This window comes from Agromyces sp. PvR057, assembly GCF_040547485.1.
Taxonomy (GTDB): domain Bacteria; phylum Actinomycetota; class Actinomycetes; order Actinomycetales; family Microbacteriaceae; genus Agromyces.
This window is the reverse complement of sequence record NZ_JBEPPT010000001.1, coordinates 886754-909120: the sequence shown is the minus strand read 5'-3', so window position 1 is coordinate 909120 and position 22367 is coordinate 886754. Positions and strand designations below refer to the sequence as shown.

19 protein-coding genes are annotated in these 22367 nt (G+C 71.1%); 7 read left to right on the top strand and 12 right to left on the bottom strand.

What is annotated here, in order from left to right:
* Positions 1-17: 17 nt before the first annotated feature.
* The 3 genes from ABIC29_RS04080 to ABIC29_RS04070 are packed head-to-tail and all read left to right on the top strand — an operon-like array spanning position 18 to position 3080.
* Positions 18-1229 carry a glycoside hydrolase family 6 protein gene (locus ABIC29_RS04080; protein WP_354242992.1) on the top strand — a complete coding sequence of 404 codons (1212 nt, stop codon included), beginning with the start codon at positions 18-20 and terminating at the stop codon, positions 1227-1229.
* A gap of 15 nt (positions 1230-1244) precedes the next feature.
* Entirely contained in the window at positions 1245-2135 is an 891-nt protein-coding gene (locus ABIC29_RS04075; protein ID WP_116080949.1) for a response regulator transcription factor, read from the top strand.
* 45 nt (positions 2136-2180) lie between these two features.
* A complete protein-coding gene (locus tag ABIC29_RS04070) occupies positions 2181-3080 on the top strand; it encodes an esterase/lipase family protein (RefSeq protein WP_354242988.1) in 900 nt (299 codons plus the stop codon).
* Between the two features lie 81 nt (positions 3081-3161).
* Here the strand turns inward: ABIC29_RS04070 and ABIC29_RS04065 are convergent, their stop codons facing one another.
* Together ABIC29_RS04065 and ABIC29_RS04060 are read right to left on the bottom strand one after the other, a co-directional pair.
* Complete coding sequence (locus ABIC29_RS04065; RefSeq protein WP_147309122.1) at positions 3162-3530, bottom strand: hypothetical protein; 369 nt, start codon at positions 3528-3530, stop codon at positions 3162-3164.
* A 148-nt stretch (positions 3531-3678) separates the two neighbouring features.
* Complete coding sequence (locus tag ABIC29_RS04060; RefSeq protein ID WP_116082363.1) at positions 3679-5175, bottom strand: glycosyltransferase; 1497 nt, start codon at positions 5173-5175, stop codon at positions 3679-3681.
* A 184-nt stretch (positions 5176-5359) separates the two neighbouring features.
* Here ABIC29_RS04060 and ABIC29_RS04055 point away from each other — a divergent pair, with 184 nt between their 5' ends.
* The gene (locus ABIC29_RS04055; RefSeq protein WP_354242985.1) at positions 5360-5956 is read left to right on the top strand and encodes a hypothetical protein; all 597 of its coding nucleotides are present in this window, start codon (positions 5360-5362) and stop codon (positions 5954-5956) included.
* 22 nt (positions 5957-5978) lie between these two features.
* Here the strand turns inward: ABIC29_RS04055 and ABIC29_RS04050 are convergent, their stop codons facing one another.
* The 5 genes from ABIC29_RS04050 to ABIC29_RS04030 form a co-directional block, all read right to left on the bottom strand.
* Positions 5979-7133 carry a diguanylate cyclase domain-containing protein gene (locus tag ABIC29_RS04050; RefSeq protein ID WP_354242983.1) on the bottom strand — a complete coding sequence of 385 codons (1155 nt, stop codon included), beginning with the start codon at positions 7131-7133 and terminating at the stop codon, positions 5979-5981.
* Positions 7130-8770, bottom strand: coding sequence for a sensor histidine kinase (locus ABIC29_RS04045; protein WP_354242980.1), 1641 nt, complete (start codon positions 8768-8770; stop codon positions 7130-7132). The genes ABIC29_RS04050 and ABIC29_RS04045 overlap by 4 nt, the downstream gene beginning before the upstream one ends.
* A gap of 75 nt (positions 8771-8845) precedes the next feature.
* Positions 8846-9595, bottom strand: coding sequence for an SGNH/GDSL hydrolase family protein (locus ABIC29_RS04040; RefSeq protein ID WP_354242977.1), 750 nt, complete (start codon positions 9593-9595; stop codon positions 8846-8848).
* A gap of 56 nt (positions 9596-9651) precedes the next feature.
* The gene (locus ABIC29_RS04035) at positions 9652-10707 is read right to left on the bottom strand and encodes an aspartate-semialdehyde dehydrogenase (RefSeq protein ID WP_354242974.1); all 1056 of its coding nucleotides are present in this window, start codon (positions 10705-10707) and stop codon (positions 9652-9654) included.
* Positions 10708-10921: 214 nt separating this feature from the next.
* A complete protein-coding gene (locus ABIC29_RS04030) occupies positions 10922-12196 on the bottom strand; it encodes an aspartate kinase (protein ID WP_354242971.1) in 1275 nt (424 codons plus the stop codon).
* 246 nt (positions 12197-12442) lie between these two features.
* Between ABIC29_RS04030 and ABIC29_RS04025 the strand changes: the two genes are divergently transcribed.
* Together ABIC29_RS04025 and ABIC29_RS04020 are read left to right on the top strand one after the other, a co-directional pair.
* Positions 12443-15298, top strand: coding sequence for an alkaline phosphatase family protein (locus tag ABIC29_RS04025; RefSeq protein WP_354242968.1), 2856 nt, complete (start codon positions 12443-12445; stop codon positions 15296-15298).
* Positions 15299-15433: 135 nt separating this feature from the next.
* A complete protein-coding gene (locus ABIC29_RS04020) occupies positions 15434-15934 on the top strand; it encodes a hypothetical protein (protein ID WP_116080940.1) in 501 nt (166 codons plus the stop codon).
* 20 nt (positions 15935-15954) lie between these two features.
* On the opposite strand, the gene ABIC29_RS04015 is transcribed toward ABIC29_RS04020, so the two are convergent.
* The 3 genes from ABIC29_RS04015 to ABIC29_RS04005 all read right to left on the bottom strand — a co-directional run bounded on the left by ABIC29_RS04015 (position 15955) and on the right by ABIC29_RS04005 (position 19570).
* A complete protein-coding gene (locus ABIC29_RS04015; RefSeq protein WP_055855833.1) occupies positions 15955-16317 on the bottom strand; it encodes a nuclear transport factor 2 family protein in 363 nt (120 codons plus the stop codon).
* An 82-nt stretch (positions 16318-16399) separates the two neighbouring features.
* Positions 16400-16996, bottom strand: a complete 597-nt coding sequence (recR, locus tag ABIC29_RS04010; protein ID WP_055855830.1) for a recombination mediator RecR — start codon at positions 16994-16996, stop codon at positions 16400-16402.
* A gap of 3 nt (positions 16997-16999) precedes the next feature.
* A complete protein-coding gene (locus ABIC29_RS04005; RefSeq protein WP_354242964.1) occupies positions 17000-19570 on the bottom strand; it encodes a DNA polymerase III subunit gamma and tau in 2571 nt (856 codons plus the stop codon).
* Between the two features lie 79 nt (positions 19571-19649).
* On the opposite strand from ABIC29_RS04005, the gene ABIC29_RS04000 reads away from it, so the two are divergent.
* A complete protein-coding gene (locus tag ABIC29_RS04000; RefSeq protein ID WP_354242961.1) occupies positions 19650-20024 on the top strand; it encodes a TraR/DksA family transcriptional regulator in 375 nt (124 codons plus the stop codon).
* A gap of 35 nt (positions 20025-20059) precedes the next feature.
* On the opposite strand, the gene ABIC29_RS03995 is transcribed toward ABIC29_RS04000, so the two are convergent.
* Together ABIC29_RS03995 and ABIC29_RS03990 are read right to left on the bottom strand one after the other, a co-directional pair.
* On the bottom strand, positions 20060-21640 hold the full coding sequence (locus tag ABIC29_RS03995) for an MFS transporter (protein WP_354242958.1): 1581 nt from the start codon (positions 21638-21640) through the stop codon (positions 20060-20062).
* On the bottom strand, positions 21637-22278 hold the full coding sequence (locus ABIC29_RS03990; protein ID WP_158551757.1) for an ArsR/SmtB family transcription factor: 642 nt from the start codon (positions 22276-22278) through the stop codon (positions 21637-21639). Before ABIC29_RS03990 ends, ABIC29_RS03995 begins: the two co-directional genes overlap by 4 nt.
* Positions 22279-22367: the final 89 nt, after the last annotated feature.

Below are 22367 nucleotides of genomic sequence, written 5' to 3'. Positions count from 1 at the left end.
GCTGGGGAGGGGGCGACGTGCCGAAGGATCCCGCACGCGGCGACGGCCCCGTCGTGCGCCACGACCGCGACGACGCACGCTACGTGCGCCGCGGTCCGGAGTCGCCCGCGGCAACGCCGACGGCGACGCCGGTCGACGAGCCCCGCGCCACGGCAGGCACCGCCGGAAGCCCGGCCGTCGGGACCGCCGCCGGGGCTCCCCCCGGTGGCGCCGTCCCCGCTGCGAAACGAGCAGCACGGCGACCGGGTCGCGCCGTGCCCATCGCCCTCATCGCCGTCGCAGCCCTGCTGCTCCTCGCCCTCGCCGCCTTCGCGACGACGCTCATCGTCGTGTCGCAGCAGGCCGAGGGCAATCCGTTCCGGGATCGCGCGCTCTTCGTCGACCCGGATTCGAACGCCGCTCGCGCGGCCGAGGGGTCCGGCAGCGACGAGCAACGCGAGGCTGCGGCGCGGATCGCGGCATCACCCACCGCGATCTGGCTGACGCCCGAGCGCGTGCTCCCCGGGACCGCGTCCGCCACCGTCGCCGACACGGTGGCGCAAGCGGAAGCCGCAGGCGCGCTCCCGGTCTTCGTGGTCTACGGCATCACCGACCGGGACTGCGGCGGCTTCTCATCTGGTGGCCTGCCGCGCGACGAGTACCTCGACTGGGTCGACGAGATCGCCGACGGCCTCGGCGATCGGAGGAGCATCGTCGTGCTCGAGCCCGACTCCCTCGCGCTCGCCTCGGAGTGCCCCGACCCCGACGCCCGCACCGCGCTCGTGCGCTCCGCGCTGGCGCGCTTCTCGGGCACCGGCGCGGCGGTCTACCTCGACGGGGGTCACTCCGCGTGGCTGCCCGCCGCCGCGATGGCGGAGTCGCTCCGCGCCGCGGGGGTCGACGAGGCCCGCGGGTTCGCGACCAACGTGTCCAATGCCCAGGCGACCGATGACGAGGCCGCGTACGCCGCACGGGTCTCCGAGGCACTCGGCGGCGCGCACGCGATCATCGACACGTCTCGCAACGGCGCGGGGCCGCCCGCCGACGGCGAGTGGTGCAACGCGCCGGGTCTCGCGCTCGGCGAGGAGCCCCACGCGCTCGACGACCGGGTCGTCGACGCGGTGCTGTGGGTGAAGCCGCCCGGCGAGAGCGACGGGACGTGCAATGGCGGGCCCCCCGCGGGGACCTGGTGGCCGGAGCAGGCCGTGGAGCTGGTGGCGAACGCGGATCGGCTCGCGGGAGGATCATGATGAACGGGGGAACACATGACGGCACGTGACCGCGTCGCGGTGATCATCGAGGACGATGCGGACATCCGCCGCCTCCTCGAGGAGGTGCTCGAGCAGGGCGGATTCGAGACGCACAGCGCCGGCAACGGCCTCGACGGCGTCGAGAAGGTGCGCCGCTACCGACCAACGCTCACGACCCTCGACGTCAGCATGCCCGGCATCGACGGCTTCGAGGCGGCCAAGCGCATCCGGGCGTTCAGCGACACCTACCTGATCATGCTGACGGCTCGGACCGAGGAGATCGACACCCTGATGGGCCTCGAATCGGGGGCCGACGACTACATCGCGAAGCCGTTCCGCCCGCGCGAGCTCCGCGCCAGGATCGACGCCATGCTGCGTCGCCCTCGCCTCGCCGCCTCGGGCGTCGACGGCGAGGCGGGCGCACCGGCTCCGGCTGGAGCAGCGACGCCCGGCGCCGCGGCCGGCGGGGCTGTGCCCGGGGCGTCCGGGGCATCCGCCGATCCCGCGACAGCACCGGGGCCGACACCGCCGCCGGCCGCCGTCGTCGTGCCGGCGACCGCGGCCGGCGACGAGGGATGGATCGAGCACCGGGGCCTGCGAGTCGAACCCGACATGCGCCTCGTGGTCGTCGACGGCGAGGAGGTCGACCTGACGCGCAGCGAGTTCGACCTGCTCAGCCTCATCATCTCGTCGCGGCGGCGCGTGCGCAGCAAGGCCGACCTCGCCCTCGCGCTCCGCGGCGAGAGCTACGTCACGTCGTACTACGTGAGCGACGCCGACAAGCGAGCCGTCGAGGTGCACCTCGCCAACCTGCGACGCAAGCTCGGCGAGAACGCCGCCCAGCCGCGCTGGATCGAGACGGTCCGCGGCGTCGGGTACCGGCTCACCGCCGACGACGGGGCCTGACGAAGCATGTCTCGCGCTGTCGTTCTCGTGTCGGGTGGTGCGGCCGTGACGCCGTTCACCACCCCGGATGTCGCTGCGGCCGGCGGCCTGCCCGCCGGCAACACCATGACCGCCCTCAGATCCCACCTCCTCGGGCGCGGCTTCACGACGTTCTCAGCGCCCGCGCGCATCGGTCCGGGGGAGGTGTCGGAAGACCTCGGATGGCAGGGCTTCTCGTCGGTTCCCGAGGTGCTTCCCGCAGACCTGACGATCAACGCCGTCGGCCGCATCGAGGACGCCGGCGCGGCGCTGCACGGGTTCCTCGTGCATCTGGCGGAGACGTACGCGGTCGATGAGGTGGATCTCGTGGGGCACTCGATGGGCGGGCTCTTCTCTCGGGCGGCGATCCGCCGTACTCTCGACCCCGATTCGCCGCTGACCGTCCGCAGTCTGATCACCCTCGGGACGCCGTGGACCGGGGCGATCCTGGGGGATTACTGGAACGGCGACATCGCGGTGGGCGACGCCCACGGGGATGCCGTTGCCGTCCGGATCCTCGAAGACTCCGAAGCGTTCGCCCGCGAGAACGACCAGGGCGCCGCCCAGGAGGCGGGCCGGCGTTTCCTGGCCGGTGCGGGTGGCTGGAACGACCGACAGGCCGGTGCCCTCGCGGGAACGTCCGTCACCGTGATCGCGGGCGAGTACTTCGACGCGTACAGCGCACCGGACATCCTCTGGCCGCATGATGGCTTGGTGACGGCCACGAGCGCGCTCGCTCGGCGTGTTCACGAGGCCGTGCTCCCGGGGCGGACGGAGCATCGATTCGATGACGTGCACAGCATCTTCGTCGCGGATTCCGTGCAGTTGCCGTGGGAGCGGGCGATCACATGGGATCCGGAGGTGCTCGCCACGGTCAGCGACACGTTGGACGCCAACCGCGGCACGGGGCCGCACGTGGCATCGTGAATCGTCGCCGTCCGACGAGACCACGTCGAGCACCTCGGCCCGGTGCACCGCGGTCGCGGGCTGCCGGGAGCAGGAGGCGCCCTACTTCGCGGGCGTGACTTCGACGGTGAAGTGGACTTCGTCGCCACTGGTGGAGTTCTTCATCTCCACGTCGGTCGTGCCTTCGTTCTTCGCCTCGAACCCGGGGTTGAACGTCGCACTCCCGTCATCCTTTCCGGGTGTGAAGGAGAGGATGTCCTCGTCGGCGATCTCGGCGGTCCAGTCGGTATACGTCTCGTCGTCGCCGGTGATGTCGAGCGTGCCGCCGTTGGGAACCTGAACCGTCGTGCCGTCGATGGTGGAGACATCAGCCATGACCGGAGGCAGAACGCTCGGATCATCGCCTCCTCCGCTGGAACTGCAGGCGACCGTCGCCGAGACGGCGGCGGCGATCACGATCGTGGCGAGCATGCGCCGGCCGAGAACCATGCGTGAACCCCCTGCTGTCGGATCGTCGTGGTCAACATAGCATCGCCGTCAATCCACCGTGCCCCACCTCGGAGTTCGAGGCGGGGCATCAGTCGTTCCGCGGCATCCGTGATGCCCGCGGCATCCGTCATCAGACCTTGTAGCCGTGGTGGCGACGCACCAGCTTGCCGAACATGCTGAGCGTCTGCAGCACCGTGATGATGCCGAGCACGGGCCAGCCGGCCCAGAGGATCGACGACTGCACGACGGGGCTGAGCTGGGTCCAGATCGCGACCATGGCGATGACCGCGGCGAGCGCGATGAGCAGCGGAGCCAGGTAGGCGTGCCCCGAGCCGCGCTCCGCCTTGGCCTGGGCCGCCCAGTTGTCGACCTGCTTCTTGCTGGCGAACTTCGTCCATGCGCGGGCGAAGTGCCCGATGCGCACCCACATGTACACCTCTGCCGGCACCAGCAGGACGGCGAACAGGATGTCGCGCACCGTGCGGTTCTCCATCGACAGGGCGATGCGGAGGTTCAGGAGGATCGCGACGACCGGCGGGATCAGCCAGACGGGGCTGAACACGAACGCGCCGATCGAGAGCGACCCGGCGAGCAGCACGAGGAAGAGGATGCGGCTGAGGGCGTTGATCGCCATCGACGCGTTCTCCCACCAGCGCAGGCGCAGGTTGGGGTGGAAGGGCTGGCCCTTCGTGTCGCCGCGCTGGCCGGGCCACATGAGCTCGATCGCGCCGTAGTTCCACTTGACCTGCTGGGCGTCGAGCGCCCGAAGCGTCGTCATGCCGCCGACGTCGGCCCGAGCACGCGCGCTGATCTTGGTGAGGTAGCCGGCGCTCTTGATCTGCAGCGAGAGGAGCGAGTCCTCGACCTCGCTGTCCTTGACCCACGGGGTGGTCTGGCGGTTCGCGGCCATCGCGTCGCGCAGCGCGTGGGTGGCGAAGATCGAGTACTGGCCGCCGAGCACCGCCATGTTGCGGCCCCGCAGCATGTTCTGCATGTTGAAGGCGGCGAACTGCGCCCGCTGGCCGGCGATGAGGAACGGTGCGACGACGCCGGTCAGGTCCTGGTCGTCGATCGAGTAGATCGCCGAGATGCCGCCGATGCGGCTGTCGGAGGCGATCTCGGCCTCGAGGAACTCGACGGCTCGCTCGTCGGCCACCGTGTCGCCGTCGACGCCGAGGAGGAAGTCGAGGCCCTCGACGAGCGTGTAGCCGTAGTTCAGGGCACCGACCTTCTTGTCGGGATTCCTGCCGATGTCGTGCACGAAGATCTCGGTGAACTGCTCGAGGCCGTTCTCGTCGACACGCGTGTGCGCCCCGGCGAACGTCGCGGCGACCTCCACGGTGCGATCGGTCGTGTTGTTCACGACGACGTGCACCACGTCGGGCAGCCGCGTCTGGGCGAGCAGCGACTCGAGGACGGCGCCGATCGACGCCTCCTCGTTGTAGGCGGGGACGATGCAGCCGATCGTCGTGCGCGTGGACGGGAGGGTGTCCACGAGCGCGGCGAAGTCGTCGACGTACGCTTCGAGTTCGGGAGCGGGAAGCGGCCGGACGTACGAGTCTGCGATGCCCGAGCCGTCTCGCTTGACGGCCCCGTGGGCGATGGGGCTGGCGACGACACCGGTCATCATGGAACTCCTTCGATGTATTGGTGCAGCGTCCCCGCACCACGTTCCGAGTCTGGCGGGGCGACCTCGGGTTCAGCGCTGGGATGCGATAGCGTCGGCTCAAGATCTGCTCAAGATTTCCGGCGTCTGGGGGGCCAGACGTCGCCGGACCGGAAGGCATCCCGTGCGCGAGCATCCCAATCACGTGTCCGTCCGTCGCATCGCAGCCGTCGCGGCGATCTCGGCGGCGGCGTTCCTGCTGGCCGGATGCTCGGCACCGCCGTGGCTCTCCGGAGGCGGCACCCCGTCGCCAACCCCGTCGGCGACGAGCACCGCCGCTCCCGTGCAGAACGACCTCGCGGCCGGCGCCGTCACCCGCACCATCGAGGTCGGCGCGATCACCCTGACGATCGACTACTGGTCGACGCTGCCGATGGATCAGTGGACCGCCGCCGCGAACAAGCCCCTGAGCTTCTCGGTGCATGCCGTGGTGACCCCCGCCGACGGCCAGAAGGTCTACCTCGCCAAGGTCACGGCGGTGCCGGTCGTCGCGGGCCCCGGAGGATCGCTGCCCGCACCGGAGCCGATCGTCGACCAGGCGAGCGTCGCCCCCGGCTACCTCGTGCTCGACCCCTACAGCTACAGCCAGACCTTCATCGTGCCGCCCCTCGACAGCGCGGCCACCAGCCTCGAACTCACCGTGAAGTACGAGCTCCTGCTGCAGTCCACGCCCACGTCGAGCGACTACGCGAAGCAGACCGCCGTCGACACGCTGTCGATCGCGATCGCCCCGGAGGGCTGAGCGCCGGCATCAGTCGCCGGCATCAGTCGGCGACCGCGACCACACCGCCGCCCTTCGCCCGAGCGTTCGCCGCGGCATCCGCTGCGGCCATCATCAGCGCGTCGAAGTCGTAGCCGAAGCGATCGGTGCCGGCGATGCCGATGCTCGCCGAGAGACGCAGGCCCTGCGCGGCCTCGATGCGATGCTCCCGCAGCCCGCGCTGCACCGCCTCGGCGTCGTCGGCGGCCAGGTCGAGCCTCGCGAACGGCGCCACCATGACGAGCGCTCCCGGCCCGTCGTGGCCGATGTCGGAGTTCGGCGAGCCATGGCGCCGCACGACCTCGGTGAACTCGGCCAGGAGCTGAGTGCCCACCGATCGACCGAACGCCGTGTTCAACGCGTCCAGCTCGTCGACCTCGATGCGCATGAGGACGAGCTGCTCGTCGTGGTAGTTGGCACGCTCGAGCCAGTCGCCGACGATCTCGCGGAAGGGATCGTCGTTCAGCACGGCGTCGGCCGAGTACGACGGGGCGCTGTCCCGGCGGCCCGAGGTCCGCGGCACGCGCTCACCCTGGAGGATCACGAGGCTCACGACGGCGACGATCATGAGCGAGATGAGCACGAATCCGGCCGCCTCGGTGCCGAGCGCCGCCCTGAACCAGGGGTCTTCAGGGCCGAGCACGACGAACCCGACCGCTCTCGTGGAGTAGTACACGGTGACGATCACGAAGATGACCGTCAGCCCGCGAGCCGCCCAATGCACTCGTATCGGCGCACGCAGGGTCTCCCACACGCCGAGCGCGGCGAAGAGTGCGATGAACGAGAACATGACGAGCGCACCGGCCCAGTCGCCGCCCTCCGCTCCTTCGGCGAGGACGGCGACGGCTGCCGCGCCCGCCGCGACGAGGGCGATCCAGGCGAACGTCCGTCGCCCGTTGTAGGCCCGCGCGCCGCACCAGAGCAGAGCCGGACTCAACACGACGGCGGCATTGCCGACCGCGACGGCCCACCACGCCTCGGGGCTCACGATCCACGTCGCGTAGGAGAACGACGCGAGGATGCCCGACATGAACGCGACCGCCCACACCCGCCCGGCGGCGTCCGCCGTGCGGAGCACCGTATCGAGGATGAACATCACACCCGCCACGACGGCGACGGTGATGACCGCGAGCTGCACGGTGTACGGATCGATGATCATGGTTCCCCCTGGCCCGCGGTCGGCAACGTGACGATGGCGGTCGTCCCGACGCCCTGCTCGCTCTCGATGGTCAATCGACCCCCGTGCCGTTCGACGAACTCGCGTGCGATGCCGAGGCCGAGGCCGCTGCCGTGCACGCTCCCCTTGCGCACGGACTCGGAACGGTAGAACCGATCGAAGATCTTCGGCAGCTCGGCCTCGGCGATGCCGATGCCCGAGTCCCGCACGACGATCCATGCGGTGCCGTCGTCGGCGGTCACCCCGATCGAGACCTCCCCACCCTCGTCGTTGTACTTGATCGCGTTCGAGAGCAGGTTGTCGACGACCTGCCGGATGCGGAAGGAGTCGGCGCGGACGATCACGCGCTCGGCCGTCGTGATCGTGACCGTGATGCCCCGTTCGTCGGAGCGAGGACGGAGCGACTCGACCGAGTCGCGCACGATGGACCCGAGATCGGCATCGACGACCTGCAGGATCGTGGGCGCCTCGCCCTGACGCGCGCTCTGGAGGATGCTCGCGATGAGCTCGAGCATGCGCTCGCCGTTGCGCTCCATGATCTCGAGGTTGCGCCGCACCGAGGCCGGCAGCCTCGGGTCGTCGAGCGAGAGCTCGATGTATCCGAGCACGGAGGTCATGGGCGTGCGCAGCTCGTGCGAGACCGAAGCGACGAGGTCGTCGCGGGCGCGGATCGCTCGCAGTTCGGCGGTCACGTCGCGCACGACGAGCACGCTGCCGTCCGGTTCATTGTCGACATCGAACAGGCGGCGTGCCGTCGCAGCCACGGCCGCCAGTCCGTGCGTCTCCGTGGGGATCCACGTGATGACGTCGTCGAATTCCTCGCCGTCGGCGGCCCGGTTGAAGGGGAGCTCGCGGGTTTCGAGGGCGGTCTCCCGGTCTTCTGCGAACGCCGTGCCGTGGCGGGCGTCATCCGGTCGCCCGATCTCCAACCCGTAGAGCCTCGCGTATGCCGCGTTCATGATCGCACCCCGACCATCGCGGTCGAGCCGGACGACGCCGAATTCGACCGCGTTCAGCACGTCGGCGAGGAGTGCCTCCTGTCGGCTCGCCCGCCGGAGCGCCCGCTCGAGCTGGGTCGCCTGCGACCGCAGCAGCACGCGCTGCGCGGCGGTACGCCGACTCGACAGGACCGCGCTCGTCGCGACGAAGAACAGCGCGATCGGCAACAGCACGACGCCTGGGATGCCTGCAGCGGCGAACTCCCGCTGCGCGACGATCTCCGACGTCCAGACCAGCACCGACGAGGACCCGACCGCGATGATGGCCCCGCGCACCCCGAAGTAGGTCGAAAGCCAGATCGTGGGGAGGATCCAGAGCAGGCCCACGCCGATCTGCGGGTCGCCGATGCGCATGAGGCCGATGGCGAGGATGTCGAGCACCGGCACGATGATCCCGAGGTCGCGTGGCAGCCGATGCCACGGCGTCACGAGAGTGACGCCGGTGACCGCGAACGCCAGGACCATGCCCGCGAACACGAGCGGCTGCGCCATCGTTCCGGGCGCGAACGCCTGGAGGACGAAGACCACGACGATCAGCGCCGCGCCGAACAGCAGCTGCGAGCGGATCACCGAACGGTCGAGCGTGCCGCTCTCCGGCTGAGGCTCCCCCGATGCCCGCATGCAGCGAGCCTACCCGGGCGAGCGGATCGGGCGCCGAGCGCGTTCCGGCCCGTCACAGCCCGAGCACGTTCGGCGTCACAGCCCGAGCGCCCGCAGTTCCGCGTCCATGCGGCGGGCCATCTCGGCGTACCCCTCGTCGTTCGGGTGCAGGCCGTCGTCCGCCATCCACTCGGGGTGACCCTCGAGCCAGTCCGAGGCCCCCGGGATCCAGTCGGCGTCCACGCGTTCGGCGCCCGCCCGCACCCAGGCGATGATCTGCTCCACCGAGGCCGGTCGTGCGTCGGTGTACCAGAACGGCTCGACCACGATGAGCCGGGCCTCCGGCAGCGCGCCGGACAGCCGGTCGAGGTCCGCGTCGATCGCCTCGCGGATGTCGTCGCCCCGCGAGGGCATCGAGAAGTTGTCGTTCAGTCCCATCGTGACGAACACGAGGTCCGGCGCCGGTTCGTGCGCGATGATCGCCTCGACGAGGTCGGGCACCGGACCGCCCGCACCCGGGTCCCGGTTGGTCACGAACCCGAGCCCGTTGACGCTCGGGTTGAACTCGGCCCAGCCTCGGTCGGCGGCCACGATGCTCGACCATCGGTGCTCGGGCGCGCTCGCGCCGGTGCCGAGCGTGTACGAATCGCCGTAGAACGCGACGACGGGGGCGCCGGGCGGCAGCCCGTCATCACCATGATCGGATGCCGGTGCGCCGGCGCATGCGGCCAGCAGCGCGCCGACCGCGCCGAGTCCGATGACGGCGACGACCGCGCCGAATGCGCCACCCCCGCCGGTGCCCCGGCTCGCGGAGATGCCGAACGCCCGCCTGCCCCGAGTCCTCATGGAGGTGGTTCGGGGCCGACGGGCGTTCGGATGGCCGGCGTGCTCGCCTCGGGGCGTCAGACCGCCGCGGGCAGCTTCGCCGCGATGAGCTCCGCGATCTGCACGGCGTTCAGGGCCGCGCCCTTGCGCAGGTTGTCGTTCGAGATGAAGAGCACGAGGCCCTTGCCGTCATCGGCCGACTGGTCCTGGCGGATGCGGCCGACGTAGCTCGGGTCGGTGCCGGCGGCCTGCAGCGGCGTGGGCACGTCGCTGAGCGCGACGCCCGGGGCATCCGACAGCAGCTCGGTCGCGCGCTCGGGCGTGATCGGGTTGGCGAACTCGGCGTGGATCGAGAGCGAGTGGCCCGTGAACACGGGAACGCGAACGCAGGTGCCCGCGACGCGGAGGCCGGGCAGCTCGAGGATCTTGCGGCTCTCGTTGCGCAGCTTCTTCTCCTCATCGGTCTCGAGGTCGCCGTCGTCGACGATCGAGCCGGCGAGCGGGATCACGTCGAACGCGATCGTGCGCGGGAACATCTCGGCCTCGGGGAACTCGACCGCACGGCCGTCGTGCACGAGGGCGATCGCGTCCTGCGCGACGGCGGCGCGCGCCTGCGCGAGCAGCTCCTCGCCGCCCGCGAGACCGGCGCCGGACACGGCCTGGTACGTCGAGACCATGAGGCGCTCGAGCCCGGCCTCGTCGTGCAGCACCTTGAGCACCGGCATGGCCGCCATCGTCGTGCAGTTCGGGTTGGCGATGATGCCCTTGACGGCCTCGTCGATCGCGTGCGGGTTGACCTCGCTCACGACGAGCGGCACCTCGGGGTCCATGCGCCAGCCGCTCGAGTTGTCGACGACCGTGACGCCGGCTGCGGCGAAGCGCGGGGCCTGCGCCTTCGAGAGCGTGGCGCCGGCCGAGAAGATCGCGATGTCGAGGCCCGACGGGTCGGCCGTCGAAGCGTCTTCGATGACGATGTCCTCACCCTTCCAGGGGAGGGTCGAGCCGGCCGAGCGGGCCGAGGCGAAGTAGCGGATGCTCGCGACCGGGAAGTCGCGCTCCTCGAGCAACTGGCGCACGACCGCGCCGACCTGACCGGTGGCGCCGACGACGCCGATGTTCACTCCATGTGCCATGCGTGATTCCCTATCTCTTCGGGCTCGCGGCGTCACCGCGACCCGGACGATCGTGATTCCAGTGTGCAGGACGTCGGCGCCCGTTCAGGACCGAATCCGAGCATTCGTCCTGTTCTGGCAGCTTTCGCCTGATCTGCGGCAGTCGACGGATGCCGCGGGCGGCCGCGGTGCGACGGATGCCGCTGCATCCGATCGACCGAGGCCGATGTCCGGCTCAGCGGCCGGTGCCGCCGTGCACGACCGCGTCGACGTCGGAGTCGAGCCCGAACGCCGTGTGCACCGCGCGGGCGGCGTCGGCGACGCTGTCGGCGCGCGTGACCACCGAGATGCGGATCTCGCTCGTCGAGATCATCTCGATGTTGATGCCGGCCTCGTAGAGCGCCTCGAACAGCTTCGCCGAGACGCCCGTGGCGCTGCGCATGGCGTTGCCGACGAGCGAGAGCTTGCCGATCTGGTCGTCGTACTGCAGCGACTCGAAGCCGATCGAGTCCTTCGCATTGGCGAGGGCCGTGAGGGCGCGCTCGCCGTCGGCCTTCGGCAGCGTGAACGAGATGTCGGTGCGACCGGTGGTCGCCGCCGAGACGTTCTGCACGATCACGTCGACGTTCGCGTTGGTGTTCGCGACGATCTTGAAGATCTTCGCCGCGACCCCCGGCTTGTCGGGAACCCCGACGACGGTGATCTTGGCCTCGGACAGGTCGACCGCGACTCCGGCGATGACGGACTCTTCCACAGCTGCTCCTTCGGGAAGACGCGAGGGGTCGTAGACGATCGTCCCCTCGTTGTTGTTGAACGACGAACGCACGTGCAGGGTCACGCCGTGGCGGCGGGCGTACTCGACCGCGCGGATGTGCAGCACCTTGGCACCGGATGCCGCGAGCTCGAGCATCTCCTCGCTCGTCACGCGGTCGAGCTTCTGCGCCCGCTTGACCATGCGCGGGTCGGAGGTGAAGACGCCGTCGACGTCGGTGTAGATCTCGCAGACGTCGGCGTCGAGCGCCGCGGCGAGCGCGACGGCGGTCGTGTCGCTGCCGCCGCGGCCGAGCGTGGTGATGTCGCGGGACTCGCGACTGAAGCCCTGGAAGCCGGCGACGATGACGACCGCGCCGTCGTCGAGCGCCTCGCGGAGGCGCACCGGGGTGACGTCGACGATGCGCGCGGCGCCGTGCGTGGCATCCGTGATCATGCCGGCCTGGCTGCCGGTGAACGAGCGGGCCTCGTGGCCCATGCTCTTGATCGCCATCGCGAGCAGCGCCATCGAGATGCGCTCGCCGGCCGAGAGCAGCATGTCGAGCTCGCGGGGGGCCGGGATCGGCGAGACCTCGCCGGCGAGGTCGAGCAGCTCGTCGGTCGTGTCGCCCATCGCGGAGACGGCGACGACCACGTCGTTGCCCGCCTTGCGGGTCTCGACGATGCGCTTGGCCACGCGCTTGATGCTCTCCGCGTCGGCGACGGACGACCCGCCGAACTTCTGCACGATCAAGCTCACGTGGTCTCCAAGGGGGTGGGTGGGGCGCCGGGTTTGCACCTCGGGACGCCGGAACCCCCATCATACGTGCGGCGCGTATACCCCTCCGGCAATGTGACGGCGCCCCCGACGGCGCCCTCGAAGTTGTATCTACATGAATCTCGAATGCTCAGAAGATGTTCACCTACGTGTTCCCCGGTTTCGCTCGGAATCGGCCGCCAACGCCGACAGACTCGGAAATCCACCCATCTGGAAAGGACCAGAATCGTGCGAACACGAAACCGCGCCGCGATGCTCACGGCCGGCTGCCTCGGCATCGGACTCCTCTTGCCCGCCACCCCCGCGATCGCCCACGACGGCGAGGAAATCGCCGCGACCACGGCCGCGACCACCTCGTTCTCCGAGGACTTCGACTCCCTGAGCGGTTCGCTCGGGCCGTCGGTCCACGAGACCCACATCCCCAAGGCCACGCTCGGCTGGACCTCCACTGCGCCCACGGGCTGGACCGTCGCCAACGAAGCATCGATGGGCGCCAAGGGCAAGAGCGAATGGCGCGGCTGGACGTTCGCGACCCCGTCGTTCTGGGCTGCGGCTCAGGGCGGGCAGGGCCGCGAGGCCTTCGCGAAGGGCACCGGCGTCGTCGCGGTGGCCGACAACGACGAATGGGACGACGGAAACAACCCCGGCGAGCAGCTCTTCGCGAGCACCCTCACGTCGCCGTCCGTCGCCGTCACTGGCGGCTCCACGGTGCACGTCAACTTCGACTCGAACTACCGCCAGACCGGACCCCAGGTCGCCGCGCTCGAGGTGTCGTTCGACGGTGCCGCTCCCGAGCGGCTCTTCGAATACTCGACCGCGGTCCTCGGCGACCAGGTGTACCTGCAGGACCGCACACTCACCCAGCCCGTCCCCGTGCCGGCCGGCGCCACGTCGATGAAGCTCGGTTGGGTCATCGAGAAGGCGACGAACGACTGGTACTGGGCCGTCGACAACATCAGCGTGGACTCCGAGCCGCGCGCCGGAGCCGAATCGCCGCTGCCCGATCCCGGCCCCCAGCCATCCGATGTGCCCGACGGCATCAGCTCCCGCAAGGTGCTGTTCATCGACTTCGACGGCGTTCGTTTCGACAAGCTCACCGAGTACGCGACGCCGAACCTCGACGCGCTCGCAGCGAAGGGCCAGATGGGCGTCGGCTACATGCAGGACAACGCGCTCGGCCCGACCGTCTCCGGTCACGGCCACGCCAACCTGCTCTCAGGCGTCTGGGTCGACAAGCACCAGTCCCCGGACAACAACTTCACCAATCCGAACATCGAGGCCTACCCCGACGTCCTCACGCGGCTCGAACAGGTCGATCCCGGGTTCTCGACGTTCTCCACGGCCGACTGGAAGCCGCTGAACGAGCACCTGATCCTCCGTCCGGATGTCAAGATCCAGCAGACCGGGGCCTCCCCCGCAGCCACCGACGAGCAGAGCGTCGCCGACGCCCTCGAGGTGCTCGGAACCCGGAACCCCGACGCGATGGTCGTGTACCTCCACAACGGCGACGCCACCGGGCACAGTTACACGGCCGAATCGCCCCAGTACAAGACCACGATCGAGAAGCTCGACGCGCAGGTGGGCGAACTCGTCGCCGCGATCGAGGCGCGAGAGGCGGCATCCGACGAGGACTGGCTGATCCTCGCCTCCACCGACCACGGCTTCACCGGGTACGGTCACGGCGGCGACCAGCACCTCACCCGCATGATCTGGACCCTCGCTTCCGGCGGCGACGTTCCCGTCTCGGGCACGGCGACCCGGCAGTGGCGACAGGTCGACATCGCGCCGACCACGCTGGCGCACCTCGGCGTCGACATCGACCCCGAGTGGGGCCTCGAAGGCGTGCCCATCGGCACCGAGTCGACCGACCCGTTCGACACGCTCGTCGGGTCGCTCGGCGACGTCGTCGACGAAGCACCGAAGCCGGTCTTCTCCGGCGGATGGACGAAGCAGGCCCCCCGGGATTGGCAGATCGACGAGCAGACGCCCGACCTCGGCGTCGCCGAGTACCGCGGCTGGTCGTTCATGGACGGCGAGTTCTGGGCGACCAGCGAGGAGGGCCAGGGACGTGGCTCGTTCGTGCGCGCCCGCGACGTGATCGCGGTCGCCGACCCCGACGAGTGGAACGACAAGGGCAACCCCACGGCATCCGGAGCCCGTTTCGACTCGACGCTGTACTCGCCGTGGCAGGACGTGCGCCCCGGCGGCGCTGTCGACGTGTCGTTCCTGCAGCACTACCGGCAAATCACGGCCGGTGTGCCGCAGCATGCGGAGGTCATCGCCGAGTACGACGACGGCACGAGCCAGGTGCTGTGGTCCCGCGACGGCGTCGCCGACGGCGCCCTGTTCGAGATCAACCAGCCCGTCGCGTTCTCGACGACCGCACCGGCAGGTGACGTGAGCAAGGTGCGCATCGGCTGGCGACTCTCCGACGGCGCGAACAACGGCTACTGGGCCGTCGACGCACCCGAGATCCGCGCGGACGCCCCCGACCCCGCGATCGCCCCCGTCATCACGAGCTCGCTCACCGACGGTGCGATCCTCCGCGGCACGGCGGATGTCTCGATGACCGTCGCCGGCGAGAGCCTCCAGGCGTTCCACGCCCAGCTCTACACCGCCGACGGCGCTCAGGTCCCGTCGGTCAAGGGCTACCAGTGGGAGCCGAGCACCGATTCGCTCACCCTCCCGGCGGTCGACTTCAGCACGCTCGCCGACGGTGAGTACACCTTCGTGTTCTCAGCCAAGGCCACGAGCGGGCTTCGTGGCGAGCTCAAGGTCCAGGTGGTGGTGGACAACACCCGACCGACGCTCGACCTGAGCATCGCCGACGGTCGGGCCGACCTCGTGGCGACCGACGCCGTCGGCATCCGCCGCGTCGCCGTGAACCTCTACGACGCCGCGAACGCCAAGATGCTGAAGGCTATCGGCTCCACCTCGGCCTCGACCGCGATCGGCGCGACCGAGTGGACCGGTGGATGGGCGCTGCCGAGCGGCCTCGCCTCTGGCACCTACATGGTGCGCGCAGCCGTCACCGACCTGTCGGGCAACACCCGTACGGTCACCTCGACGGTGACGATCCCGTAGTCGATGCCGCACCGACCGTCGTCGAAATGCGCGTGACGGCACCGCGGTGAGGTCCAGGAAGGGTCGGGAGTCCCCGGCCCTTCCTGCGTTGCACGGGCCTCGCCATCGACGGGCCGACGCCGATAGAGTGCGGGCATGTCCGAGGCGCTCGAACCGTGGTCCGAGTTCAACGTCGCGATGGTCGGGGCGACCGCGGCGCTCGCCGGCCTGCTCATCGTCGCGATGTCGGTGAACATCGGCGCGATCATGGCCTCGAAGACGCTCCCCGCCCGCGCGGCCGCGTCGATCGCGACGCTCGTGCTCGCGATCGTGGTGACCGGCCTCGGGCTCGCCCCCGGCCAGCCGCTGTGGGCCTACGGCGTCGAGGTGCTCGTCGCGCTCGCGATCGCCGCTGGGTTCGAGGTGCATGCCGTGCGCGCGATCTTCCGCGACGACCTGCACCGTGGCACGCCGCGCGAGCTCTTCGCCAAGTCCGCAGCGGGTCTGCTGCCCATCGTGGCGTACCTGATCGGGGCGGTGCTGCTGCTCGCCGGGGTCGTGCCGGCGGGCCTGGTCGTGCTCGGCATCGCGACGATCCTCGCGATCGTCTCGGCCATCGTGCTCGCCTGGGTCGTGCTCGTCGAGGTGCTGCGCTGACGGATGCCGGTGGCCGGCGTTCAGTCCTTGTGGCCTCGCGCCATGTACCACTCGGTGTACTCGGTGGCCCGGCCGTCGGGCGCGAGGCGAATGATCCAGAGGTTCAGGTAATCGCTGCGGGCCGGATACACGGTGCGCCCCTGCACGACGACGAACCCGTCGTGCTCGTGCAGCACCTTCCAGTCGAAGGCCCAGGTGCCCGGCTCGTCGAGGTCTTCGAGCCAGCCCGCGACGATCTGCTCTCGCCCGACGCGCGGCTGCGAGTCGGGGCTCGTGAGGTAGACGGCGTCGTCGGTGAACAGCGCGCCGATCTCGTCGGGGTCGTTCGACTGCCAGGCGGCGACGTACCCCGCAACCCATTCGGCACCTCGACTGACGGCCATAGCCCCCAGTCCAGTCCACTGCGCGACCGACGTCAACCTCCTCGGGCCAACCGACCGCAGGGTTGACAGGGCCCTCGTCGGGTCAGCCGACGACGCGCCGCCCCTCGAACGCGCGGCCGAGGGTGACCTCGTCGGCGTACTCGAGGTCGCCGCCGACGGGCAGCCCGGACGCGAGGCGAGTGACACGGATCTCGAGGGTCGTCAGCAACCGGCTGAGGTAGGTCGCCGTGGCCTCCCCCTCGAGGTTCGGGTCGGTCGCGATGATGACCTCGGTGACCGTGCCGTCGGCGAGGCGCTGCATGAGCTGTCGGATGCGGAGTTCATCGGGCCCGATGCCATCGATCGGGCTGATGGCGCCGCCGAGCACGTGATAGAGCCCGCGGAACTCGCGCGTGCGCTCGATCGCGACCACGTCCTTCGCCTCTTCGACCACGCAGATCAGGGCGGGGTCGCGCCGCGGGTCGCGGCAGATGGAGCAGGTCTCCTGTTCGGAGACGTTGCCGCAGATCGCGCAGAAGCGCACCTTCGTGCGCACGTCCATGAGGATCTCGGCGAGCCGGCTCACGTCGAACTGCTCGGTCTGCACGATGTGGAACGCGATGCGCTGCGCCGACTTCGGCCCGATGCCCGGAAGGCGGCCGAGTTCGTCGATGAGTTCTTGGACGATGCCCTCGTACATGCGCTACCCACGCTCCCCGAAGCCGGGGCGTGCGGGCGCTTCGACCTCTTCGAGGAAGGTGGCGCCGAGCACCTCGCGCACGACGGCCTCGCCGTAGCGCTGGATGCCGCCGTTCGGCGCGCTCCGACCGGGGGCTGCCCGGCGCTGCTGCGGCGCCGCGGCGGATGCCTCGGCAGGCGCGTCGGCGCGTGGCTGCGGGGACGGTGCCGGCCGCTGGGGTGTCTGCGGCCTGCCTCCGCCGGGTTTGTCGGCGGGGGCGCGATCGAAGTCGGGATCGAACGGCGGCTCCTCGTCGAGCGGAGGGGCGTCGGCGTCGTCGGGCGCGATCGGGGAATCGACCTGTGTCGCCTCGCGTGCGACGACGGGTGCGGCGGAGGTGGCGGACTCTGCTGATGGCGATACCGCGGGCCGCTCGGCCTCGAGTGTCGCGGTGTGCACGGCGCCCGAGGCCGCAGCGGATGCGTCTGCGGATGCCGCGCCGGCGGACGGGTCGCCCGGGATCGCGACGGTCGCCCACGAGTCGACCGGTGCGGAGGTCGCGGCCTCGGCCTTGGAACTCTTGGACGAGGTCGCCGGAGCGGGGCCCGAACGACCGCCGTCGCGCGCGGCTCCGCCGTTCGCGGCGGATGCCGAGGGCGACGACGTCGAAGCGGGCCTGCTGGTCGACGCCGGAGCGGATGCCGGTGCCGCCCCGCTCGACGTGGGGGGAACCGCAGCGGATGGTCCGGACGAGGTGGGCGTCGACGTCGTGGGCGCCGACGCGCCAGACGCCGACGCGCCAGATGCCTGGGGTGCGTCGCCTCCGTCGGCCGACCGGGCGGGGGCCTGGCCGCCGGAAGCCTGACCATCGGGCGCCTGCGCGGCGATGACCCGCGGGATGAACTTGACCTGGATGCCGAGCACCTCGGTGATCGCCGCGCGCAGGAGTTCGGCCGGGCTCTGCGCGCCGGCGGACCCGCGGAGGTCGTTCACGTCGTTCTGGCTGGGGAACCCGAGCACCAGCACGCCGTCATCGGAGCGGTAGTCGATGACCTGCGCGGTGAGCGCGGCCATCCACGCGGTGCGCTTGACGCGCTGGAGCGCGGCGAGCACCTCGGGCCAGGCGTCGCGCATCTGCTGCGCGGTGACCGGGCCGAGGGGCTTCGGAGCCGCAGCGGCGGCCGAGGCGGTTGGAGCCGCAGCCGGAGCCGCAGCGGCCGCAGCAGGAGCGGCGGGAGCCGCCGGTTCGGTCGGCGCGGCAGATGCGGCGGCAGGGGCGACCGGAGCCGCGACGGATGCGCGCTCCGCCGCCGGGCGCTCGGGCGGCGCCTGGGGCGCGGATTGGACGGCGGACCGCACGGGCGCGGTCGCAGCTGCGGGCGAAGGTGCGGCCTGCGCCGCCCCGCCGGCGGGCTCGCCCGCGGCATCCGCCATGCCGACCCGGCGCTCGAGTCGCTCGACGCGGGCGAGCGCGCCGCGCTGGGTGTCGTCGATCGCCGGCACGAGCACGCGGGCGAGCATGAGCTCGAGGTGCAGGCGGGGCGAGGTCGCGCCGCTCATCTCGGTGAGGGTCTGGTTGACGAGGTCGGCGACGCGCGAGAGTTCGGCGGCCCCGAATGCGGACGCCTGCGTGCTCATGCGCGCGAGCTCGTCGGCCGAGACGCCGCGCAGCACGGCGGCCGCGGCCTCGGGCGTCGACGCGGCGACGACGATGAGGTCGCGCAGGCGCTCGAGCAGGTCTTCGACGAAGCGTCGCGGGTCTTGACCGGTCTGCACGACCCGGTCGGCGGCGGCGAAGGCGCCGGCCGCGTCGCCCTGGCCGATGGCGTCGACGACCTCGTCGAGCAGCGCACCGTGCGTATAGCCGAGCAGCGCGACGGCACGCTCGTAGTCGATGCTCGTGCCCTCGGAGCCGGCGATGAGCTGGTCGAGCAGCGACAGCGTGTCTCGCGGCGAGCCGCCGCCGGCGCGGACGACGAGCGGCAGCACGCCGGGTGCGACCTCGACGCCCTCTTCGGTGCAGAGCTGCTGCACGTACTCGAGCATCGGGCCGGGCGGCACGAGCCGGAACGGGTAGTGGTGCGTGCGCGAGCGGATGGTGCCGAGCACCTTGTCGGGCTCGGTCGTCGCGAAGATGAACTTGACGTGCTCGGGCGGTTCTTCGACGAGCTTCAGCAGGGCGTTGAAGCCCTGCGGCGTGACCATGTGGGCCTCGTCGAGGATGAAGATCTTGTAGCGGTCTCGCGCCGGGGCGAAGACCGCGCGCTCGCGCAGGTCGCGCGCGTCGTCGACGCCGTTGTGGCTCGCGGCGTCGATCTCGACCACGTCGAGCGAACCGCCGCCGCCACGGGCGAGCTCGACGCAGCTCGGGCACGTGCCGCACGGGACATCCGTCGGGCCCTCTGCGCAGTTCAGGCAGCGGGCGAGGATGCGCGCCGACGTCGTCTTGCCGCAGCCGCGCGGGCCGCTGAACAGGTAGGCGTGATTGACGCGATCGGTGCGCAGGGCCGTCATCAGCGGATCGGTCACCTGCGACTGTCCGATCATCTCGGCGAACGTCTCAGGCCGGTAACGGCGATACAGGGCGGTGACCACGCCTCTCATCGTAGTTGCCGCGTCTGACACCGGTTCCGGATGCCGTGGGCGTACCATGCGGAGATCGAAAGGAGGCGTGATGACGGCGACGACGATGACACCGGCTCAGCTCACGAGATTCGAGGCGAGGCTGCGCGCCGAGCGCGCCGACGCCGAGCAGCGCCTGGCCGAGTTCGACGATGCGATGACGGCGGTCCGCCTCGCGAGATCGGATGCCACGGCCGACGACGAGCACGACCCGGAGGGTCCGACGATGACCCAGGAGTGGTCGCAGCGCAGCGCGGTGCTGGCCGACGTGCGGGCCGAGCTCGCCGACGTGGAGCACGCCCTCGCGCGCATCGCCGACGGCACCTACGGCGTCTGTGCGAACTGCGGCAAGCGCATCACGGTCGCCCGCCTCGACGCGCGCCCGACCGCCGAGCTCTGCATCGACTGCGCGCGCCACGTGCGCTGAGCCTGCCTCGACCGCCTCGGCGACATGCCGTCGCCCTACCGCGAGTGGTCGCGTTCTGCCGCTTCGAGCGGGTCGGAATCCGCAGAACGCGACCGCTCGGCGTCGGCGCCTCGGCGCGCCGCATCGTCTGGCGCGCCATCGTGCGCGTCCGTGCCGGCCGTGCCGCCGGCGGCGGCGGCGGCGGCGAGGCCGGCGAACGCCCTGATGAACAGCGGGCTCGCACCGAGCACGAGGTAGAGGCACGCGGCGCCGACGAGAGTCGCCGTGAGCCCGACCTGCTCGACGGCGAACCCGCCGAGCAGCGCGCCGAGCGGCATCGAGGCGGCGACGCCGGCGGTCATCGCGCCGAACACCCTGGCCCGCATGCCGTCGGGCACCTCCTGATACATCGCCGTCGCGATCATCGGGTTCAGCATGCCGGCCGCGAGGCCGGAGCAGAGCAGCACCACGAGCAGCACCGGCAGCGGAACGCCCGCCGCCATCGCGAGGTACGGCGGTGCCCCCGCGAGCATGAAGCAGGCCGCGAACAGCCCGCGCCCCGAGCGTCGGTGGCCCACCCAGCCGAACACGGCGGATCCGGTGAGCGCGCCGGCCGCGAAGCACGCGACCATGCCGCCGAACAGTCCGGGCTCGCCCAGCACCTCGCTCGCGTAGACCGGCTTGAGCACGGTGACGCCCGCGGCGTCGATCGAGTTCGTGAGCGTCACGAGCAGCACGACCGCGAGCAGCAACGGCGAGCGCACCATGAAGCGGATGCCGGCGACGAAGCCGCCCGTCGCCTCGGCGGGCTCCGCGGGCTCGGCGGGCTCCCCCGGCTTCGCCGCGTGCGCGAGGACGGCGGCGCGCGGCACGAAGAGGAACACGAGCACCGCGGAGACGAGGAAGCCGACCGCGTCGAACACGAGGGCGGGCATCGGCCCGACGAGCGCCACGGCGACGCCGGCGATGCCCGCGCCGATCATCGAGGCGGTGCGCTGCACGGTCGACTGCACGCCCGCGGCGCGAGCCAGCGGCATCCGCGCGAGGCCGGCGAGATCGGGAACGAGCACGGTCTTCGCCGTGTCGCCGGGCGGGTCGAGGAGCCCTCCGAGGAAGACGAGCGCGAGCAGCACGCCGAAGTGCAGTCCGGTCGTGGCCGCGAGGATCGGGATCGCGATGACCGTGAGGCCGCTCGCGATGTCGGCGACGATGCTCGAGAGGCGGTAGCCGAAGCGGTCGACGAGCACGCCGCCGAGCGCGCCGCCGATCACGAGCGGCACGGTCGCGAAGACGCCCGCGACGCCCGCGGCGAGCGGGGAGCCGGTCTGCTGCAGCGCGATGATCGGGATCGCGATGAGCGCGATGGCGTTGCCGGCCAGCGAGAAGAACTGCGCCGCGAACAGCGCGAAGATCGGCAGGCGGCGGCGCGGCCCCGACGGCGCCTCGGCGGTGGTCGGCGCGGCTGCGACTGCCGGTGCCGGCGCGGCTGCGGCTGCCGGTGCCGGCGCGGCTGCGGCTGCGGCTGCGGCTGCGGCTCCCGGCACGCCGGGCGCACCGGATGCCTCCTCCAGCCCGGGCACGTCGGTCTCCTCCGACGCGACCGAACCGCCGGATGCCGCACCCGACGCGCCGCTCACGACCCGCTCCGCGGGAACACGTGCGTGATCCACCGCACCAGGCGCGTGTCGGCGCCGGCCTCGCGACCGCGACCGAGGGCCCACCACTTCTCGCGCACGGCGTCGAGTTCGGCCGTGAGCTCGCGCATCTCGTCGATGGTGAGGTGCGCCCCGCCGTCGCTCGAGTCGGAGGCGGCGACCCACTGGGGTTCGAGCGTGATCTCGGCATCGAGGGCATCGAGGAGCTCGCGGTGGTACGACTCGAGCACGGTGCGCCGCATCGCCTCGGCCGCCTCGCGCCGATCGGGGTCGCCGAGGAACTCCTCGGAGTGCATCACCGTCATCTCGTGCGCGGACTTCCACCACCGCTCGCGGCCGTCGCGCTCGCGCTCGGGCGCGGGCACCACGAAGCCGTGCTTCGCGAGCGTGCCCAGGTGGTAGCTGATCGATCCGGATGCCGCACCGGTGGCCTCGACGAGCATGCCGACGGAGTGCGGGCCTCCGACCCGAAGCAACCCGAGGATGCGCAGCCGCAGCGGATGCGCCAGCGCCCGCATCGAGCCGGCGTCGTGCAGGTCGATGCGGCGATCGGCCGGGGCGTCGCCACCGGTGGGCGCGCCACGCGATGGGGCCGTCGGGTCGGATGCGGAAGCGTCCATGCCCGCCATGGTAGTTCAGCAAGAATCCTTGCACAATGCTTCTTGCGGAAGTTTCGGATGCCGCGTCACCGGCCCGGCGCCCCACCCGG

Excerpts from the sequence above, each read along its gene's own strand:
- ABIC29_RS04075 (WP_116080949.1), top strand. The coding sequence starts at position 1,245 with ATGACGGCACGTGACCGCGTCGCGGTGATCATCGAGGACGATGCGGAC.
- ABIC29_RS04065 (WP_147309122.1), bottom strand. The coding sequence starts at position 3,530 with ATGCTCGCCACGATCGTGATCGCCGCCGCCGTCTCGGCGACGGTCGCC.
- ABIC29_RS04060 (WP_116082363.1), bottom strand. The coding sequence starts at position 5,175 with ATGACCGGTGTCGTCGCCAGCCCCATCGCCCACGGGGCCGTCAAGCGA.
- ABIC29_RS04050 (WP_354242983.1), bottom strand. The coding sequence starts at position 7,133 with ATGATCATCGATCCGTACACCGTGCAGCTCGCGGTCATCACCGTCGCC.
- ABIC29_RS04045 (WP_354242980.1), bottom strand. The coding sequence starts at position 8,770 with ATGCGGGCATCGGGGGAGCCTCAGCCGGAGAGCGGCACGCTCGACCGT.
- ABIC29_RS04040 (WP_354242977.1), bottom strand. The coding sequence starts at position 9,595 with ATGAGGACTCGGGGCAGGCGGGCGTTCGGCATCTCCGCGAGCCGGGGC.
- ABIC29_RS04035 (WP_354242974.1), bottom strand. The coding sequence starts at position 10,707 with ATGGCACATGGAGTGAACATCGGCGTCGTCGGCGCCACCGGTCAGGTC.
- ABIC29_RS04020 (WP_116080940.1), top strand. The coding sequence starts at position 15,434 with ATGTCCGAGGCGCTCGAACCGTGGTCCGAGTTCAACGTCGCGATGGTC.
- ABIC29_RS04015 (WP_055855833.1), bottom strand. The coding sequence starts at position 16,317 with ATGGCCGTCAGTCGAGGTGCCGAATGGGTTGCGGGGTACGTCGCCGCC.
- recR (WP_055855830.1), bottom strand. The coding sequence starts at position 16,996 with ATGTACGAGGGCATCGTCCAAGAACTCATCGACGAACTCGGCCGCCTT.
- ABIC29_RS04000 (WP_354242961.1), top strand. The coding sequence starts at position 19,650 with ATGACGGCGACGACGATGACACCGGCTCAGCTCACGAGATTCGAGGCG.
- ABIC29_RS03990 (WP_158551757.1), bottom strand. The coding sequence starts at position 22,278 with ATGGACGCTTCCGCATCCGACCCGACGGCCCCATCGCGTGGCGCGCCC.